General features: G+C 42.4%; 1 protein-coding gene. It reads right to left on the bottom strand.

The annotated features are described in order from the left end of the window. On the bottom strand, nucleotides 1-867 hold an 867-nt coding region (locus tag A3735_RS03715), incomplete at its 3' end, for an EAL domain-containing protein (RefSeq protein WP_255375131.1). Between the last annotated feature and the right edge of the window lie 76 nt (nucleotides 868-943).

Below are 943 nucleotides of genomic sequence, written 5' to 3'. Positions count from 1 at the left end.
TATCTTCTTCGGTAATTGGATAGTTGGCCGCTTAATGNCTANTNCATTGCAAGCTTCAACAATTCCACGATCAATCGGATCGTGTAACAAGTTCAAGACAAAGCTGCCATCAATTTTCAGATAATCTACTGGAATCTTCTTAAGATAAGAAAAGGAGCTCATCCCAGCACCAAAGTCATCGAGTGCAAATTTAAAACCTTCTTCTCTGATCTCGGAAATAAACTCTACGGCATCCTTAAGGTTGTCGATAGCACTGGTTTCGGTAATCTCGAAGCAAATACGTTCAGGAATGAACTCAAACTCTTTTAGTAAATGCCGAATATCTTCAAAGAAAGAGGCGTCACTAAGTGAATTACCTGACAAGTTGATGAAAAATGTTCCTTGATCCTGATACCCTAAACCTGATTCAGCCAAGTACTTAAACGCATTTTTTACCACCCATCTATGTAAACGTGGCATAAGTTTGTAGCGCTCGGCTGCGGGAATAAAGGAGCCGGGGTAAATCAGTTCTGAGTCATCATTAAGTCGAACCAGAAACTCGCCGTGTGCACCGCCACTACAGTGTTTTTGGAGGCCTTTCATGCTCTGGAAGTGGAGTATAAACAAATCATCAGCTATCGCTCGTTTAATGCGGCTGACCCATTGCATTTCACTTCGCCGTTGTAAGTGCTCTGGGTCATCTTCACTGTACCATTTAAGGCCGTCATGACCTTTTTCTTTGGCGACATTGCAGGCCATGTCAGCACAGCTCAGAACGGACTGGACCGAAGAGGTTTTATTATTAATTGAAACAATGCCGATACTAATGCTGGTCGTGAAACTTTTTCCATGCCAGGTGAAGTTTAGGTCTTTTATTGCGGTCTGTATGGTTTTCGCAATCTAAATAGCTTGACGCTTATCTTTGTTGTAGGTGAGTATGCCAAATTCATCGGCACCAAGACGT

Source organism: Oleiphilus sp. HI0061, assembly GCF_001635675.1.
The sequence above is the reverse complement of the archived record's forward strand: the minus strand, read 5'-3'. Positions and strand labels throughout refer to the sequence as shown.